A 16932-nucleotide genomic window follows, 5' to 3' on the forward strand; every position below is an offset into this window, starting at 1 on the left:
GCTCAGAAGTGGAAGCGGATGCCCGCCAGCCAGTTGATGCCCGGCGCGTTGAAGCCGAACACGTCGTCGTAGTCCTCGTCGAGGAGATTGTTCACCTTGAGCTCCACCGTCAGGCGCCTCACCCCGGGCAGGGAGACGCCGCCGGGGACGGGCTTGCCGTCCCGGATGAGGTCGTAGGCCAGGGCCAGGTCGGTGCGGGCGTAGCCCGCGTTGTGGACCCTGGGGAAGGTGAAGCTCCCCTCGATCAGGGGCGTGAAGTCGCGGTCGGGCCGCTGGCCCACCTGCTGCAGGATCAAAGTGCCGCGGAAGCGCCCCGGGTGGTAGCTCACCGAGCCGGTCCACCACCAGTGCGGGCGGCGCAGCAGGCCCTGCCCCGCCATGAAGTCCTGGCCGCCCCGGCCCCCCCGGTCGTCCGCGACGACGGTGTCGAGGTAGTTCCAGTTCGCGCGCACGGTGAAGTCGCGGTAGTCCACGAGGGCGGCGGAGAGCTCCACCCCCTTGGTCTCCACCTTGGAGATGTTCTCGAAGTTGGTGCCGTTCGGGAAGCCGGCGAAGCTGAAGGAGATGAGGTCCTTGAGGGTGTTCTCGAAGTAGGTGGCGCTCAGGACGATCTGGCGGCCGAGGAGATACTGGTCCACCCCCGCCTCCCAGCTCTCCTGGCGCTCGCTCTTGAGGTTGGGGTTGCCGCGCAGGACGAGGAAGCCCTGGTCCGAGAAGAAGAAGAGATCGTTGAAGGAGGGCCGCTTGGCGCCGTTCCCCGCCGCCCCGCGGACGCGGGTGCCCGTCCGCTCGAAGAGGTAGGAGGCGGAGAGCTTGCCGGTCACGTCGTCCGCCCCCTTGTCGTAGTCGTCCACCCGGGCGCCGCCCGTCAGGGTGAGGCGGTCCCAGAAAGTGAGCTGTTCCTGGAAGTAGAGGGAGCGCGCCAGGCGCGTGTGGTTCTGGGTGGTGCTCTGCGTGCCGCGCACGGTCTGGAAGAAGCGCTCCTCCTCCCACTGGAATCCCAATGTCGTGACGGAGGAAGTGAGGGCGTCCCAGCGGAGGTCCTGCCCCGTGAAGCGCAGGTTCACCGGGTGATCCGTCAGGTAGCGGGTCTGGGTATTGTCGCTCTTGAATTCGGAGAAGAAGGGCCGGGTGACATCCAGGGCGTCGGCCGGGTCGTGGAAGGTGAAGTCGCGCTGGTAGAAGGAGGCGCGGGGGACGTACTCGAGCCACCGCGTGGGGCGCAGCTCGAGGCTCGCTCCCGCCATCTGATCCGCCGCGTCCTGGTAGGCGTTCAGCTCGCGGTCGGTGAGCCCCGCCGGGAGGCGGAACTCCGTGTTGGTCGCGCCGGCGTCCGAGGTCTGGTCGCGGCGGTTGCGGTTTCCCATGACGAGCAGGCGGAGCTTCGCGGCGGGGGAGGGGAAGTAGTCGAGTGCGCCCAGGGCGGCGGTGCGGTAGTAGCCGTCGTTCGTGTAGCGGCCCTCGCTGTCCACACGGCTGAGGGTGGCGAGGTAGCCCCCCTTCTCCCAGCCCCCCTTCGCCTTGAGCACTTCCTCGAAGGTGGAGTCGGAGCCGAAGCGGAAGGCGGTCTCGAGGGAGGGCCGCTCGCCCGGCCGGCCCAGGTCGAGCAGGAGGTTGATCACGCCCGCGGCGGCGTCCGAGCCGTAGAGGGAACTCTGGGGCCCGCGCAGCACCTCGGCCCCCCGGAGCCACTCGGCCGGGATGTGGGCGTAGTCGAAGACGTCGCCGTCGGGGGGGGTGAGCTTGAAGCCGTCGAGCAGCACGCTCGTGAAGTTGTTCTCGCTCCCCCGGATGCGGATGCTGGCGGTGGCCCCCCGGGCGCCGGTCTGGTCCATGTTGAGGCCGATGCCCTGGCGGAGGAGGTCGCCGAAGTCGGTGGGCAGAGTCAGTTCGATCCGGTCCTGGGCGAAGACCTCGACGGAGTCCCCCACGGTGCTGACGGGCCGGGGGGTGCGGGTGGCGGTGACGGTCAGGGGATCCAGCAGGAGCTCCCGCCCCTGCGGTGCCTGGGCGAGGGAGTCGCCGGCGGCGGCGAGCAGGAGCGCCAAGGCGGCGAAGAGCGGAATCGGGGATAGGAGAGATCGGCGGCGGGCCATGCGGTTCTCCTCGGCGTCCCAAGACGCCACAGGGGCCCCGGCGGGAGCGATCCCGCGCGGGGCGCGTGGAGAATCCGGCAGGCCGGTCTTCTGGCTCGCGCCGATGGCCGGCTCCCGCCCCTTCCCGGATGCGCGCATCCAGTGGGACTTGCGGGAGCCGCGTCGCTCACAGCTGCTGGGCAGCCCCGGTTTCGCACCGGGTTCCCGGGCACCTGCCGGATCGGCTCGGAGGCGGCGCGTCCGCCTCCGCTTAGAATGCTTCGGTACAGCGTCTGGGGGTGAGGAGGCTGCGAGGCCGGAGGGTTCCCGCCGGGAGGCCTTGAATGGCCATCCCCGCAGAAATGATGAATCCCTTTGGCTGAAGCCGCACTTCCCGATCCCCGAGGAGGCGACGTGGATGCAGCGGGCGAAACCGGTCTCCTGGCTCCCGGATCGTCCTACTCGCGGCGGCCTTCCCGGCGGCTGGGCGCCCGTGGCCTCTTGGACCGCTTTCGTCTCCGGTTACAGTGGCGGGTCCGCGCCGGATTCTCACCGGCTTCCCTGTCCTCCCCGCGGGAGGACGCCTCACCCGATGGGCGCAACCTACTCTTTTCCCGAGGGGCTTTCAAGCGGCTCAGCCGCCCGGGCCTCCGATCTCCTGATCCAGGAGCATCTGCGACTCGGCCATCTCGTGGATCATCTGGCAGGTGGAGCGGAAGTCCCTCTCCAGGCCGGCGAAAAGCTGCTGGATCTGCAAGGGGGTGAGGATCTGCGAGAGCTCCGAGAACACCACTTCCCAACTGTCCCGCTGCCGCTTGCCCCGCTCCAGGACCTTCCGCTCCTTCGTCATTTCGTCGTAGATCTCGTGCTCATGATCCAGAAGATCGCGGAGCACGGGCTCGTAGTTCGGATCGTGGGAGTGGATGTAGCGCATGAGATATGGCTTGAAGTTTCGTACTTTTTGGAGCCTTTCCATATCGAGGTTCCTCCAGCCACGGGGCCCGGCGAAGGAGGGAGGTGAGATGCGGCCAGCCAGCGGGCTAAGATGATGGATTTTATTATATCATTGCCGAAGGCCCGTCAGGCATTTTCTTGTCCTTGGGCCGCCGGAGGAGGGATTACGGCATGGAAGATGTCCGGGTAAGCCGGATGGCGGAGACGATTGTCCGCTATTCGGCCCGCGTCGGCAGGGGCGATTTGGTCTGCATCCGGGGCGGCGTCCAGTCCACTCCCTTGATCCGGGAGGTCTACCGCGAGTGCCTGAGAGGGGGCGCCTTCCCCTACGTCCAGGCCGGGCTTCCCGGGCTGGAGGAGATCTTCTACCGGCACGCTGGCCCCGAGCAGTTGAGCTTTCTGTCGCCGATCGCCCAGTTCGAGATCGAGCGGGTGGACGTCCTCATCAGCATCCTCTCCGAAACCAACACGCGGCGCCTCTCGGGCACCAACCCCAAGAAGCAGGCCGCCGCGTCCAAGGCGCGCCAGCCCATCATGCGAACCTTCATGAAGCGCGCCGCCGAGTACGACCGCACCCGCAGGAAGGGCCTCCGCTGGACCCTCACCCTCTTCCCCACCGAGGCCTACGCGCAGGACGCCGAGATGTCCCTCGCCGAGTACGAGGAGTTCGTCTTCGGCGCCTGCTTCGCCGACCGGGCGGGCGGGGTGGGCCGGTGGAAGGCGGTGGAGAAGCGCCAGCAGGAGATCATCCGCTACCTCAAGGGCCGCAAGACGGTGGAGCTCTCGGGCCCGGGCACCGAGCTGCGCGTCGGCATCCGGGGGCGCAAGTTCATCAACTGCAGCGGCCACCACAACTTCCCGGACGGCGAGGTCTTCACCGGCCCGGAGGAGACGCGGGTGGACGGCCGCATCCGCTACTCCTTCCCCGCCTGCCTCTCGGGCCGCGAGGTGGACGGCGTGGAGCTCACCTTCGAGCGCGGCAGGGTGGCGAAGGCCTCCGCGGGGAAGAACGAGGCCTTCCTGAAGAGCATGATCGGGATGGATCCGGGCGCCGCGCGGGTGGGCGAGTTCGCCTTCGGCCTGAACGGCGGCATCCAGCGCTTCACCAAGAACATCCTCTTCGACGAGAAGATAGGCGGAACCGTCCACCTGGCCTTGGGCAAGGGCTATCCCGAGAGCGGCTCACGGAACGACTCCGCCCTCCACTGGGACATGGTGTGCGACCTCCGGAAGAACGGCGAGGTCCGCGTGGACGGCCGCCCCTTCATGAAGAACGGACGAATCCTGGTCTAGCGGGGCGCCCAATGGGAGAGCGCATGGTCCGACACCGGCGCGAGATGATGGTGGGGGTGTGCTTCCTGGCGGTCTTCCTGGCCGTGCTGGGCCTGGAGGTCCGGCGGATCCAGTCGGAGGCGGACGCCATGGCCCGGCGCCTGTCCCTCGAGCTCGCCCGCTCCGGCGGCCGGCTGCCCAGAATCCTCCAGCCCTTCCTCCAGGAGGGGGAACTGGAGTCCATGAACCTCTTCGATCGCGAGGGCCGGCTGGTGCACGAGTCGATCAACCTCCTTCAGGAGGGGGAGCCCGGCCTGCGCCTCTCCGTCCGCTCCGCCGTGCGCGACCTGGGCACGGGCCGCGAAATCTTCCATCTGGTGGCGTACCGCGACATCCACGGTGGCGCGGTTCGGGCCGGCCTCGCCGGTCTTGCCGCGGCCCTCCTGGCGGGCCTCGCGCTCTGGCTCGCCGGCCGGCGCCGCGGGGCGGAACCCGCCGCTTCCGCCTGACATCATCCAGGTGTCCTTTCTCCGGCCTGGTGATATGCTTTCCCTGCCCCATCATGGGCGGGTAGCTCAGCTGGCAGAGCGGCGCCCTTACAAGGCGCATGTCGCAGGTTCGATCCCTGTCCCGCCCACCAGTAAAATTAATGGGTTTGAATAGGCTGAATGTGGGGTATAACCCAAGTTTGTCCGTGTTTTGTCCGTGTTCTGACTTGAAATTTTTTATCCTGCCGTTGTTCGAGCCTCCTCGATATTCACCACATTGGGCTCAGTCGGGAGGGAGAGGTAGGCGTCCCGCTTCTTCATGGCGTCCCGTAGGTCCTCAGCGTCCACGATGTCATAGCACCTGAACACGGCGGCGGTTTTGTGGCCGGAAATTTGCATTGCCACGTTCTGGGACACCCCTGCCCGCACCATGTCCCGGATGGCCGCGCGCCTGAGGTCGTACGGGATGAGCCCTTCGACGCCTGCCGCCTTGCAAGCGGCCTTCCAGGTCTTGCGGAAGGTACTGATGGGCTTCCCCTTCCCAGGGCTAGGCTTCCTGAGCGCGGCTTCCTCCTGGAATCGAAGATCCCGCCATCGAAATTCTCTTTCTCCCCAGGCACTTACGATCATCTCGCACTTCCCCTACAAGTGAAACGACGGCTGCGGCGAAAGGGCAGGTGATGGAGCTCCCCGTGTCTTCGCAGAGGGCGGAACAAGATAAAAGCTGGTGCTGCCTCCGCCGTGTCTACGTACCGGCTGTAGTTCATCTGTCTCGAGCGGACAAAAAACTCTTCGCTAGCCGGTGGTTTTCTCGCAATAGTTCCAACCGAAGATGCCGATGTGGAGGGCAGATCTTGCTGCTTGGCAAGCATCCACCCTAACAAAAAGGAATATCAAGCGGTAACACAGCCCATCTGAGAAGGTCGCCGTGGGCTGTGGTTGATTGCCCCGGGAGAAAATCCTCTGACCCTATCATGTAGACATGGGACCGCCGACTGCTATACTTAAATCATTTCAGTAGGCTTTGACTAATATCCAACTCGGTTGGGGGCCAACCATGGCCAGAATATTGGTGGTAGAGGACGATGCCGAGGTCCGCGAAATGATAAAGAGAGTTTTGTCGGACGCCGGCCATTCCGTCGTTGAGGCATGCAATGGGAATGAGGCACTGCGCTTCGTCTCGGAGCAGCGATTTGCAGTCGCCATCATTGATATTCTCATGCCCGAATGCGATGGGTTTGAAACTATTCAAGCCCTAAAGAAAACGCAGAGCCATCTCAAAATTCTCGCCATCTCCGGGGCCCCTTCTTTCAGATCCTACAGCCCTCTCGATGCCGCGGAAACCTTGGGGGCTCATATGTCCATAGCCAAACCCTTCGATGTGACCCTCCTCCTAAAATGCACTCACCAGCTTTTGCCTCAAGACTGATTTTTAAAGACTGAATTCCGGGGCGCTATACAGCCCGAGTTGCCCGTATCAAAATGATACGCACCTGCCATTATTTTAAATTTTGAATAACGAGAGAAGTTTTTAATGTTTTATGGGCACATTGATATAAAATATGAAACACATTAGACTTTGCCAGTTTCGGGGCACATTGGGCGGGATGTGAACCATCCCCGTAAGCGGCGGAGCATCTTGACGGTCGGCCGCTGTTTCTCTCAGCTCGCGAGCCAGGGGTGAATTTCCCCCGGTCATAAGGTCGGCCTCATGTGGCGGTTCATTAGGAACGAAATCGATTCTTGGATCACTCGAAGAATTCCCGCTCCTTCCCTGACCATCCTCGTTGTGGAGGATGAAAGGCCTCTCTGTGACCTGTTCGTAAAGGTGTTATCCCCCCTGGGTCATGTGGTTCATGCCGCCGTTCGGGGAGAAGAGGCAATCTCCCTCCTCCAGACGCAGACATTCGATCTCGTTTTCCTAGATCTCCTTCTCCCGGGCATCAGCGGCATTGAGGTCTATCGGGAAATCGATCGGCTGCCTCTCCCTCCCGAGGTCATCGTCATCACCTCATTCGCTTCCAGCAATCTACTTGTGCAAGCCCTCGATATCGGATTGCTGACCGTCATCCAGAAGCCATTCCAGATGGAGACGATCATCGAGGCGGTGGATCGAGCAGCCCTACGAAAGGCTGGTGCCCTCCGCTCAAGCCAGAAGTAAACCGCGGGCCTCCTCCGCCCGGTTGCGGAAAATCTCACGTTCAAGCGTTCCACGGGCTTCCAGGGGAAGCGCGTTGAGTGGGACGTAATCCGCGACACCCAAGGAGGAACCGGTATGGGAAAGCTAAAGATCGTTGTGACGGATCATCGCTTCGGGGAGATTCGGCATGAGGAAGAAGTCCTCCGCCCGCTGGGGGCGGAGGTCATTCTGTGCACCTGCAAGACCGAAGACGATGTGATTGAACAAGTTTGGGATGCGGACGGAGTCTTGAACTCAGCGGTTCCCATCGGGCGCAGGGTGATCGAGAAGATGCAGAAGTGCAAGGTAATCGCCTACTACGGCACGGGCGTGGACGCCATCGAAGTGGACGCGGCCACCGAAAGAGGAATATACGTCACGAATGTGCGGGACTACTGCTCCCAAGAAGTGGCCGAGCATGTGATGGCCTTCCTGCTTTCTCTCGCCCGGAAACTTCCCAACTTCGACTCGTCGGTCCGGGCTGGACGTTGGAAGGAAAGCCTCCCCCAGCCCATCCGTAGCCTGAAGGGCCTGAAGCTTGGCCTTTTCGGGTTTGGCAAGATCGCCCAGGCGGTTGCGGAAAAGGCCAAGGGCCTAGGCTTGGAGATCCTCGTGTGCTCCCGGCGGGAAATTGCGCCCTCCGCCCAATTGAGGGTGGTCGACTTTGAGACACTTCTCAGGGAATCTGACTTTCTCAGTCTTCACACGGCGCTCACCCATCAAACCCACGGCCGGTTCGGCGAGCGGGAATTCCGGATGATGAAGCCGTCCGCATACTTCATCAATGCGGCGCGGGGTGGACTCGTGGACGAAAACGCCTTGGCGCGCGCGCTGTCCGAGAAGTGGATCGCCGGCGCCGGCCTGGACGTGCTGAAGTCGGAACCGCCCCAGCCCGAAAACGATCTTCTCAAGCTGGATTCTGTAATCTTGAGTCCCCATGTCGGCTGGTTCTCGCACGATTCAAATCAGCGGCTTCGTGAATCCGCCGCGCGGGAGGTGCTCCGGGTGCTGAAGGGTGAACCTCCCTTATCCGCGGTGAATTTCGAGGAAGTCGCGAAGACCAAATCCGGGGGAAAGCCTCCGGTTGCCGCCCCGCCAGCCCAGGAGGCCGCTTGGAACGGGAACGAGTTGAAAGGGGCGAACGGCATAGGAAGCGGGAATGGTAACGGCAGCAAAAACGGGAACGGCTACCACAGGAAGACCATTCGAACGGCAGAATACATCATCCGGTATCTCGAGCGGATGGGCGTCCAGTACATCTTCGGTGTCTCGGGGGGGACCATCAGCCCCCTGTACAGGGCAATCGCCGACAGCGGGATCCGGGACGTCTTGACCAAGCACGAGGGCGGTGCCTCCTTCATGGCCGATGGGTATGCGAGGGTCTCGGGACGCCTAGGAGTGTGCATGGCCACCGCCGGACCCGGGGCGACCAATCTCATCACCGGAGTCACATCCGCGCATGCGGACTCCATCCCCATGCTCGTCCTGACGGGCCAGGTTTCGACCGATTACTTCGGCCGGGGGGCTTCCCAGGAGGGCTCCCCGGAGGCGGGGGATATCGTTCAGATGTTTAAGCACGTCACCCGGTACAGCGGCCTCGCGTTCAAGGCGGGCAAGGTACCTGAACTGCTCCGGAAGGCCTTGACCCACGCGCTCCATGGACGAAAAGGTCCCGTCCATTTGTCGCTGCCCTCGGATGTCCTCCGCGAGGAGATAGACGGCATCCCGGAGCTGGAGCGGCGGCTTCCTTCCGCGTCGGCTGGATTCGACCGGGAGGCCATCCGCAAGGCAGCGACCGCCATTCTGCGGGCCAAACACCCGGCCATGCTAATCGGTCACGGCTGCTTGCTCTCGGACGCATGCGAAGAGGCACGGCGGCTAGCGGAGATGTTCCGCATCCCTGTGGCCACCACGCCCAAGGCGAAGGGCGCCCTGCCGGAAGATCATGTGCTGTCCATGGGCTGCTTCGGTTTCTCGGGCACCCCGCTGGCGGACGAGTATCTCCTCTCTGGCAAGGTGGATGTGCTAATCGCGGTCGGGACGTCGTTCAACGAGTGGGCGACCCAAGGTTGGAAGAAAGAGCTCGCTCCTACCCAGGCGCTCCTGCAGATCGATATCGATCCGCGCGAAATAGGGAAGAATTATCCGGCCGCCGTCCCATTGGTGGGAGAGGCCAAGGTCATCCTGACCGAACTCCTGTATGAGATCCAGCGCCAGCGAAAATGGGTGGTATATGAAGGGAATGGACATTTTGAGGAGCTCACGGAACTCCGCTCCCGGGTCGGTCTAATGAAGCGCCCCGAGCGGATGAAATCGGACGAGCTCCCGCTGAAGCCTCAGCGCCTGATGGCCGATCTGCGGGCGAGCCTTCCGGCCGATGCGCTCGTGTTTGTGGATGGAGGGGCGAACCGATCCTGGGCCACACACTATTTCTCGGCCCTGGCACCCCATACGTTTTTCTCCGCGACGGGGATGGCCTCCATGGGATATGGCGTGGCAGCCGCGGTTGGCGCCAAGTTCGCGGCGCCTGACCGGATCGTTGCTTCCATCGTGGGTGATGGCGGGTTCTTGATGAACGGGATGGAGGTGGCCACGGCGGTGGCTTACAACAAACCGGTGATCTGGGTGGTCCTGAACGATGGGCGCTATGGGATGATCTATCACGGCCGGCAGATTCTGGGATATCCTACGGTGTCAAGCGAATATCCGATGTGCGATGTGGCCAAGGTGGCCGAGGGACTGGGCGCACGGGGCATCCAGATCCATGAGCCAGGCGAAATCTGCCCCTCTTTGATCCGGGAGATTGTCGAAAGCGGGACACCTACGGTCCTAGATGTTCGAATCGACCCGGAGGAAGTCCCGTTGATCGCCGAGCGGGTATCTTCTCTGAAGCGGGGGTTCGCCGAGCGGAAGGAACATGCGGCCGATCGTGTTCATGCCTAGATGCTGTTGCCTGTTTCTTGCCCTCTGCCTCCCCGGGTTGTTGCTCGGGGAGGCGGGGGCGTCTCCTTCGGGGGATGAGATCCGAATCGCCCACATGACGAGCCAGCCGGAGACGCTCGACCCGTTCAAGGTTTATGGAACCGAATCGCAGTCCTTCTACCGCCAGATCTACGACACGCTCATTTCTCGGGACGAAAAGGGACAGCTCACCCCCGCCTTGGCCCTCCGGTGGGAACACCGGCCCGGCAATGTGTGGCGCCTGCACCTGCGCCCGGATGCGGTTTTCCAGAACGGAAGAGCCGTATCCGCAAGGGACGTGAAGTTCTCTCTCGACCGACTGACCTCGTCGGCTTCCGTCCGCTCGCGCAGGCGGGATTTCGCATTCATGCGGCGAGTCGGCGTGGTGAATGAGAAAACCATCGATATTCACTCGAATGGACCAGCCCCGACTCTTCCGGCCCGCTTGGCACAGTTCAGCATGGTTCTTCCCGAGCGGGAGCTCCGGGAGAAGGGAGAGAAGGCCTTTTTTGAAGCACCCTTTGGGGCAGGTCCCTTCCGCCTGGTCCGGCTGGACCGTGAAGGCGCGGTTTTGGAGCGTCATGAATCCTATTACCTTGGAAAGCCCGCCGCCCGCCGGATCCGGTTTTTGTTCATCGAGGACACGCGGGAGCGTTTGAAGAAGCTTTTCGCGGGCGAACTTGATATTGTTCCCAATATCCAGCCCGCCTTCGCTCCCCAGATTGTGGCCCATCCGGCCGTTTCGGTGCTCAAAAAGCCCGCTCTTCAGTTCACCTACATCCTCTTCGACACCCTGACCCCTGGTCCCCTCTCGGACGTCCGTGTCCGGCGTGCTCTGGCACATTGGACGGATGTGGATGCCCTCATCCGCTACGTCGCGCATGGAAATGGACGCCGGATCGCCACGTTTGTCATGCCCGAGGAATTTGGATTCCATCCAGAGCTCCGGCCATATGCATTCCGGCCGGATCTCGCAAAGTGGCTGTTGACCGAGTCCGGGTATGGCGGCGGATTTGAGATTTCCGCGCTAGCTAGCGATGAAATGGAACGCCTCGCTAGGGCGGTCATCCAGCAGTGGGGGTACCTGGGGATCAAGGTCCGCCTAAAGGTCGCCGCCAGGTCGGAAGCCATTCGGCTGTGGACACGGAGCCGGGAGTACCAAGCCTATTTCTTCGCGCCGACGAACCTCCTCTTCGACGCAAGCTACCATCTCACCTCAAAGCTAGACCCTAGCCATCCAGTGAGCCGGTTTAGCCATCCCCAGGTAGGGAAGCTTATCCAGGATGTCGAACGAGAGACTGATTCGGACCGCCGCCGGGAGCTGCTTTACCGGATGCAGGAGATCGCGCTCCAAGAGCTACCCGCGCTCGCCCTCTATCAAGTGGTCAATATTTATGGAGTATCGGACCGCCTTAAGGGATTCCAGGGATATCCCGACACCATCTTGCGGCTGCAGCAAGTTGTGTCTCCAAGGCCTCCAGAGGCGCCAGCCGGCCTTGGGGGGCGGAGAATCCCATGAAGCCTCTTTTGCGCCGGCTGCTGCACCTTTCGCTTACGACAAAACTTTTCTTCCTCCTTTTGCCGCTCGCCTTCGTTCCCCTTCTCGCCGTGAGCATGCAGTGGCATTTCCTGGCCAAGAGACAAATCACGAGCGAGGTGAGGATGCGGCTCGAAACCCGCTGGTCCTTCGTGGAGCAGGGGGTGAAAGCGTTCGTCTCCAGGAAGGCCGATAGGATCCGCGAGGTGGCTGAAACCCCGCTCATGCAGGACCTGCAAGGCTATCTGGAATATGGCCTCATCGAAGAAACGGCCAGCGTCCAGGAGAGGATCCGAGAGTTCTTCACCCGCCTCATGCAGGACCCAAATGACACGGCAATCCACCGCATCTGCCTCGTGGCGCCCTCCAAGAACCTGGCGCTGAAAGTGACGCGCCATTCGACCACTCCCAAGGGCGAGAAAGGGGTGGATGGGTGCCCACGGCAGGGATTGATTCCCCCAGCGGAAATGACGTCGCAGGGACCTGACAAGGAGATTCAAGACCGGTTCTTGCGGCTATCCATTCCGGTTCTGGATCGGTGGCAGCGGATATGGGGGCAACTTACTTTCGACATGCCGTTCAAGGAACTCGCTGAAATGATGGCGCATTTGCCACTTCCGGAGGACGGCGCCGGTATCATCCTGGACGATGTCGGAAGAGTGGTGGCCTGCACAGATACCAATCGCCTGCCCTCGGAATCCGGCCTCTGCTCCAACATAGATATTTTATTCCGATTGATTGCCCGCATTATGGAAGATCATCGGCCCAATCCACATGGGGAGATAGCCGACGGGCATGTACTTTTCATTGGGGTTCTTCCGGTCCAGGAAGGGTGGAGGATTGCCCTGGCGGTACCACTTGAGCGATACGAGAGGACTGTTCGGCAGCTAGGATGGACGAGCGTTCTCGCCGGGTTCCTTTTTTTTGGGATCGCCATCGCCGTCCTCTTGCCCCTGACGCGCCGGGCGACAGCGCCGCTCCGGCGCCTGGAAGAGCACGCCCGGCAGATTTCGACGGGGGACTTTCATCAGAAGCTTTCCGATTCCGCATTCGGCCTCGATGAAATCGGAAAACTCGCCCGGGCCTTCAATATGATGGTGGATTCGCTCTCGATCCGCGACCTCCGTCTCCGTCAGCAGGCTGAGATTCTCACAGCCCGTAACGAAGAATTGGTCACGCTAAACCGCGTGGTCAAACGGGCGGCTTCGACCCTTCAACTGGGCGATCTCCTGCCCGCCTTGCTGGATGAGATCCTATCCGCAATGGGGCTCAAGATTGGGGTAATTCGTTTGCTCGATGAGACAAGGGGAAATCTCTATCTCGCGGCTTATCGGGGCCTTGACGAGGAATATGCGAAGAATGCCCCGTGCATTCCGCTCGGAGAGGAAATGACTGGAAAGGTGGCGCTGACCGGCGAACCGGTCTTCATGCCGGATGTCCAGAACGATCCAATGCACCACCACCTTCTTGCCCGGGTCCATTCGGACGAGCCGATGCGGGGATTCGCGGCGGTCCCCATAGTTGCACAGACCCAAATCATCGGTACGCTCGCCTTCGGGTCCACCGGATCGAGGACGTTCAACCAGACGGATCTCGCCAGCCTGATTTCAATTGGCGTCGGGATAGGCGCGTGCATCCGAAACGCCCACCTTCATCATGAATTGTCGGAGGCGTATGAACGGCTGCGGACGTTGCAGGACCATCTCATCCGGACTGAAAAGCTTTCGGCCATGGGGCAATTGATCGCCGGGGTGGCACACGAGATCAGCAATCCCCTCACGACCATCATGGGTTATGCGCAGCTTCTCCAAGGAGAACTGGACAACCCGGAGATCCGGGATCAAATCCGGACCATCATTGAACAGGCCAGAAGGTGCGCGCGCGTCATGGAAAAGCTCCTGGCTTTCGCGCGCGAGACGGAGAAGAAGGCGGAAGTTCTGGATCTCCATGAAGTCGTCGGGGAGGTCCTGGAACCGGCGAGGCTCAACCTGGTTCTGCAAGGGATAGAGATTGTCGATAGGAGGAAGATGGGCATTTGCTTCGTACTGGCCGACCGCTATCAATTGCAGCAAGTGTTTCTGAATCTGATCACAAATGCGCAGCAGGCGGTCGAGGAGAAGGAGTCGCCGAGGGTTCTCGAAATCGAGCTCGATGTCAGCGAATGCCGGTGCATCGCGACCTTCTCGGACAACGGCATTGGGATGCGCCCCGAGGTTCTAAGGCGGGTCTTCGATCCCTTCTTTACCACGAAGACGCATGGAAAGGGGACGGGGCTCGGATTGAGCGTCTCCTATGGAATCGTGAAGGACCACGGCGGCGAAATCTCCATTGAAAGCGAGCCGGGAAAGGGGACCCGCGTCAGGGTGCAGCTCCCCCGGGCCTCGAAGGACGCTGCGGCGGTGGCGAACAGCAACGAATCTGCGGGAGCGGCGGCGATCGCGTGGCCCGGCAGGAAGGTCCTCGTTATCGACGATGAGCCAAGCATCTGCCGCCTCATGGAAGATGCGCTCCATCAGATTCAGGTGGATGTGTTGACGGCGGGGTCGGTGGAAGAGGCGCGTAATATTCTTCGGTTGGCCGCGCCGGATCTGATTCTTTCCGACATCCGCCTCCCGGACGGGGATGGGTTTGACATCTTGGATAGCCTAGCCCTCGAGCCGGGTTCGCCATGGTTCGCCTTCATGAGCGGTGACGTTGTCAGCGAAGAAACCCGGGAGCGCCTGAGGCAGAGCGGCTCCGAATGCCTCCAGAAACCGTTCGAGGTCAAAGACATCCACAAATTTGTTTCCGCATGCCTCCAGCGGATCGAGAAACGGACAGTTCCGGCATCTCAATCCGTTCGGGGGCAAGCCGGCCTTCAACAGACGAGAAAAGAGAGGCCATGACCATCGAGACGCCCGTCGCCTTGGCGCTCGCCAGCGCCGCCGTTTATGGGGCTTCCAACGTCTTCGCCAAGCTCAGCCTGGGACATCTTCATCCCATGGCGGTCGCGGCCCTTTTCACCCTGACGAATTTAATAGTCGCCGCGCCAATCGGGTTTTCCACGGTTCCGCTCGAAGCCTACCGCTGGGAAGGGGTACTGAGCTTTGCGTTGATGGGTCTCATCGGATATGCGGGGTTGAGGCTCGTCTTCGCGCTGGGTATCCAGCTCCTGGGGGTGAACCGGCACGCCCCCATCGCCGGAATCTATCCGCTGTTCACCATCTTTGGAGCCGTTCTTTGGCTGGGGGAGACGCCCGGTCCCTGGATATGGTCGGGGACCGCGGTGATCGTCATGGGGATTTTGACCTTGGGCATCGGGGAAAGCGATGGTACCTGGAGTCGAAAGCACTTAGCCTTGCCCGCGGTGCAGGCCATTCTCCGGGCCCTCGGTGCACTTCTGCGGAAATTCGGCCTTCTGTACATGAACACGCCGATGCTTGCGATTGCCATCGGAGGGGTTTCAGGCCTCGCCTGCCTGCTCGGGTATCTGTGGATTTACAGGAAGGACGAAACGATTTGGAAATTCAGCGTAAGAGGCATCTGGCTTGGCCTCATGCTCGGGCTCACCAATACGCTAGCCCAATATTTGTATACAATCGCCTTGGCGAAGAGCACGGTGTCTATTATTGTCCCCGCTGTCAGCACGGCGCCCGTTTTCGCGGTAATTTTCACTTGGTTTTTTTCGCGTGAGGCGGAAAGCTTCGGATTGCGGACCCTGCTCGGAGGTTTTGGGGTGGTGGGCGGAACCGTGCTCATCACCTTGCGGTAATAGGGACTTGGCCCAGTGAGGAAGGGAATTGCCTTGAAGAAAATCCTGATTGTAGAGGACGATGAACCTGTGAGAAAGATGCTGGCGAGGCTTCTCCGGGGGAAGGAGCGCGACCTATGCATGGCAGGAACAGGCCAGGAAGCTCTCGACGCCATCCGCGTTCAGCGACCGGATCTGATCCTTCTGGATTTTTTCCTTCCAGATATGGTCGCCGTGACTTTCATGTCCCAGATCAAAAACATGTATCCTGCGATTCCCATCATCATCGTATCGAACTTCTGGAATATGGAGTACGCTAAACTCGCAGCGCAGCAAGGTGCGGTGGACTTCATCCCCAAGCCGATTGACCCGCAGCAGCTTGTTGAGATAGTCAACATTCGTCTCAGTGAGGGAACGGCTGCTTAATGGCTTGGGTAACTCATTTTGCCTGAAGTGGCTGGCAAAGCCTAAGCCTTCCGATGACGACTCGGTCTAAAGTCAGCCTTGGGCCCAGATCGACATAAACAAATGCGCCAGTTGGATTGTCCTCAGGGAGCCATAGGCGAGAACCGCCTTTGAATTCTCAATTCGAGACTTGCGCAGATTTTGCTTCTCCCTTTTGCGTTCGAAATATTATAATAACCTATCATGTATGTACGGCGGCTATCATGGAATCTGGAGGGGAATATGGAGCGGGTTTTGGTAGCGGATGACGAAAAGGGTATCGTTCAGTTTGTTGGCGAGGCTTTGCGGAGAAAAGGGTACTCCGTTCATGTCGCGTCGAATGGAGCGGAAGCATTCGAAATGGCAAAGCTTCATCGCCCGCATCTAGTGCTGCTGGATATCCGTATGCCTGGAATGGATGGTCTGGAAGCGTTGCGCCGGATAAAGTCCGTGGACCCAATCATTAGAGTAATCGTGATTACCGCCGTCCACGATCGTGAGATTATTGACGCAGCATACAGCATGGGTGCAAGTAGATATATGACCAAGCCTTTTGAACTGGATTCCTTAGCGGAGGCTATGGAAGAAGCACTCAAGCAGTAACAGTCTCTGAGTTGGACGAGGTAGCGATCGAGATTCTTGAGCGCTTGCCTTCCCGCTTCGAAGCTCGGCGGGAAGAGGTCAGTAGCGCATGTCGCAGGTTCGATCCCTGTCCCGCCCACCGCTGAATCAACTCCAGGGGCGGTTTCTGCCCCCAATCCCTCGATGCCTGAATAGTGTGCCTACCGGGCCTCGCTCGCGGCCTCCCCGGAGGCCTTTCTTCGGGGCCTGGCCGGCGCGCCTTCTCCGCTTCGCGAAAGCGATCCGGCGCGAGATGCCGATGCCTTCGATTGTTTTACTCTTTTGCGAGGTCTTATTCGGAGAGATCGGGGAAAATCCCCGGTGATTTTTCAACTGCCTTGGGCCTAGGTTTTTCGGTGTGGCCCGCCGCTTGGGCTCCATGCCAAGCGGGGGCAAGATTCGAAAGAGCGAAAAAGAGCGAAAAAGTCACCGAATTCCAATTCGGGGATTTGCTCTTTGAGAATAAGGAGATTTGGGCATGCTGTCGTGGGCCTTAACCTTTTTCGTGGTTGCAATCATCGCCGCGCTTCTCGGCTTTGGCGGGATCGCGGCGGGGGCGGCGGAAATCGCGAAGCTGTTGTTCGTTTTATTCTTGGCCCTCTTTGCGATCACGCTGATAGTGGGCCTCGTGCAGGGACGTTCTCCGCGTCCTCCGGTATAGATAAGCTGGC

At 61.0% G+C, this 16932-nt stretch carries 14 protein-coding genes, 1 tRNA gene and 2 riboswitches; of the genes, 12 read left to right on the forward strand and 3 right to left on the reverse strand.

Annotated elements, in window-relative coordinates:
• Positions 1–2: 2 nt before the first annotated feature.
• A complete protein-coding gene (locus tag HYZ11_07070) occupies positions 3–2096 on the reverse strand; it encodes a TonB-dependent receptor (protein MBI3127349.1) in 2094 nt (697 codons plus the stop codon).
• 62 nt (positions 2097–2158) lie between these two features.
• Positions 2159–2327: riboswitch (cobalamin riboswitch) on the reverse strand.
• A gap of 161 nt (positions 2328–2488) precedes the next feature.
• Positions 2489–2678: riboswitch (cobalamin riboswitch) on the reverse strand.
• Between the two features lie 31 nt (positions 2679–2709).
• Positions 2710–3051: a hypothetical protein gene (locus HYZ11_07075; protein MBI3127350.1), complete on the reverse strand. Its 342-nt coding sequence runs from the start codon at positions 3049–3051 to the stop codon at positions 2710–2712.
• 149 nt (positions 3052–3200) lie between these two features.
• Between HYZ11_07075 and HYZ11_07080 the strand changes: the two genes are divergently transcribed.
• The 3 genes from HYZ11_07080 (at position 3201) to HYZ11_07090 (ending at position 4941) form a co-directional block, all read left to right on the forward strand.
• Positions 3201–4322 carry an aminopeptidase gene (locus tag HYZ11_07080; GenBank protein ID MBI3127351.1) on the forward strand — a complete coding sequence of 374 codons (1122 nt, stop codon included), beginning with the start codon at positions 3201–3203 and terminating at the stop codon, positions 4320–4322.
• Positions 4323–4345: 23 nt separating this feature from the next.
• Complete coding sequence (locus HYZ11_07085) at positions 4346–4810, forward strand: hypothetical protein (protein MBI3127352.1); 465 nt, start codon at positions 4346–4348, stop codon at positions 4808–4810.
• Between the two features lie 55 nt (positions 4811–4865).
• A tRNA-Val gene (locus HYZ11_07090) sits at positions 4866–4941 on the forward strand.
• 85 nt (positions 4942–5026) lie between these two features.
• On the opposite strand, the gene HYZ11_07095 is transcribed toward HYZ11_07090, so the two are convergent.
• The gene (locus tag HYZ11_07095) at positions 5027–5419 is read right to left on the reverse strand and encodes a tyrosine-type recombinase/integrase (GenBank protein ID MBI3127353.1); all 393 of its coding nucleotides are present in this window, start codon (positions 5417–5419) and stop codon (positions 5027–5029) included.
• Between the two features lie 427 nt (positions 5420–5846).
• Here HYZ11_07095 and HYZ11_07100 point away from each other — a divergent pair, with 427 nt between their 5' ends.
• The 9 genes from HYZ11_07100 to HYZ11_07140 all read left to right on the forward strand — a co-directional run bounded on the left by HYZ11_07100 (position 5847) and on the right by HYZ11_07140 (position 16922).
• Positions 5847–6218: a response regulator gene (locus tag HYZ11_07100; GenBank protein MBI3127354.1), complete on the forward strand. Its 372-nt coding sequence runs from the start codon at positions 5847–5849 to the stop codon at positions 6216–6218.
• A 282-nt stretch (positions 6219–6500) separates the two neighbouring features.
• The gene (locus tag HYZ11_07105; protein ID MBI3127355.1) at positions 6501–6950 is read left to right on the forward strand and encodes a response regulator; all 450 of its coding nucleotides are present in this window, start codon (positions 6501–6503) and stop codon (positions 6948–6950) included.
• A gap of 114 nt (positions 6951–7064) precedes the next feature.
• Positions 7065–9911: a hypothetical protein gene (locus HYZ11_07110; protein ID MBI3127356.1), complete on the forward strand. Its 2847-nt coding sequence runs from the start codon at positions 7065–7067 to the stop codon at positions 9909–9911.
• Complete coding sequence (locus HYZ11_07115; protein ID MBI3127357.1) at positions 9886–11448, forward strand: hypothetical protein; 1563 nt, start codon at positions 9886–9888, stop codon at positions 11446–11448. The genes HYZ11_07110 and HYZ11_07115 overlap by 26 nt, the downstream gene beginning before the upstream one ends.
• Positions 11445–14351: a GAF domain-containing protein gene (locus HYZ11_07120; protein ID MBI3127358.1), complete on the forward strand. Its 2907-nt coding sequence runs from the start codon at positions 11445–11447 to the stop codon at positions 14349–14351. The genes HYZ11_07115 and HYZ11_07120 overlap by 4 nt, the downstream gene beginning before the upstream one ends.
• Positions 14348–15217, forward strand: coding sequence for a DMT family transporter (locus tag HYZ11_07125; protein MBI3127359.1), 870 nt, complete (start codon positions 14348–14350; stop codon positions 15215–15217). The genes HYZ11_07120 and HYZ11_07125 overlap by 4 nt, the downstream gene beginning before the upstream one ends.
• 33 nt (positions 15218–15250) lie before the next feature.
• On the forward strand, positions 15251–15622 hold the full coding sequence (locus HYZ11_07130; GenBank protein ID MBI3127360.1) for a response regulator: 372 nt from the start codon (positions 15251–15253) through the stop codon (positions 15620–15622).
• A gap of 261 nt (positions 15623–15883) precedes the next feature.
• Positions 15884–16243: a response regulator gene (locus HYZ11_07135; protein MBI3127361.1), complete on the forward strand. Its 360-nt coding sequence runs from the start codon at positions 15884–15886 to the stop codon at positions 16241–16243.
• Between the two features lie 496 nt (positions 16244–16739).
• The gene (locus tag HYZ11_07140; GenBank protein ID MBI3127362.1) at positions 16740–16922 is read left to right on the forward strand and encodes a DUF1328 domain-containing protein; all 183 of its coding nucleotides are present in this window, start codon (positions 16740–16742) and stop codon (positions 16920–16922) included.
• Positions 16923–16932 lie beyond the last annotated feature (10 nt).

The sequence above is a fragment of the Candidatus Tectomicrobia bacterium genome, assembly GCA_016192135.1.
Lineage (GTDB): Bacteria > UBA8248 > UBA8248 > UBA8248 > UBA8248 > 2-12-FULL-69-37.